This window comes from Collinsella sp. AM10-26, assembly GCF_003472525.1.
GTDB lineage: Bacteria > Actinomycetota > Coriobacteriia > Coriobacteriales > Coriobacteriaceae > Collinsella.
On record NZ_QRMC01000023.1, the window covers coordinates 1 to 909 of the forward strand.

Annotated in this window: 1 protein-coding gene; it reads left to right on the forward strand. The window is 68.9% G+C overall.

Annotation, left to right across the window (positions count from 1 at the left end):
* Window positions 1-909, forward strand: a 909-nt coding sequence (locus DW123_RS09620; RefSeq protein ID WP_158570847.1) for a hypothetical protein, incomplete at both ends; no start/stop codon positions are given.

Below are 909 nucleotides of genomic sequence, written 5' to 3' on the forward strand. Positions count from 1 at the left end.
ATTGTTGCCATGGCCTGCCTATGCGTTTTGCTGGGCGGGCCTTCTTATGCCGCGGGCGCGGAGAGCCTCATCATCGCGGGCGCGACGTACTACGAGCCGGGCGTGTCGGGCCCCGGCTGGGCCTGGACCGATGCCGACCACCTGGAGCTCAACGGCTACGCGGGCGAGGCCATCGGCGCCGAGGGCGACCTTGTGCTGACGCTTGCCGGGCAAAACTCCGTGACGGAGTCGCATGCGCCCGATGCGGACATCACGCCGTGCGGCATGGAGGTGTGGGGCAACCTGACGCTTCGCGGTACCGGGACACTGACGGCGACCGGCTCGCAGTGCGGGGTCCACGTCTCGCAAGCGCTCGTGGTGGGCGGATGCACCGTCGACGCCCGGGCGGACGGGGCCGATATTACGGACGAGGCGGTTGCCGGCGTGATCGCAGGCGACATGACCGTGCGCGGCGGCGGGCGCGTCGTTGCCGCGGGCGCTGGGTCCGGAGCGGGCGTGCGCGCTTATGGTGTGTATCTGCAGGACTCAGGTCTTGGTGATGGCGCAGCAGGCTGTCGGCTTTCCGTCGATGCCTCGTGGCTCGATGCGACCGGAACCGATGGCGGCGTCGCGTGCACGGGCGGCTCGCTTGTGTCCGCGCGGCTTGTGACGCCTGTCGGTGGGGCTTTTGGTACTGGTGGCGTGGTGGATGCTGCCGGTGCGGTGGCACCGCATGTGGTGGTTGAACCCGAGGACGCCACGGCGCCGGCGGGGGAGACTGACGGGGGCGACGTGCCTGACGATAGCACGGACAAGTCTCCCGGTGATGCTAACCCCGCTGCTGGAGAGCCCACTACGGGACCCACGGCAAATCCCGCGCTGAAACCCGCGGCCGCGACAACCAAGACAACAACGACAGTAACCAAGACC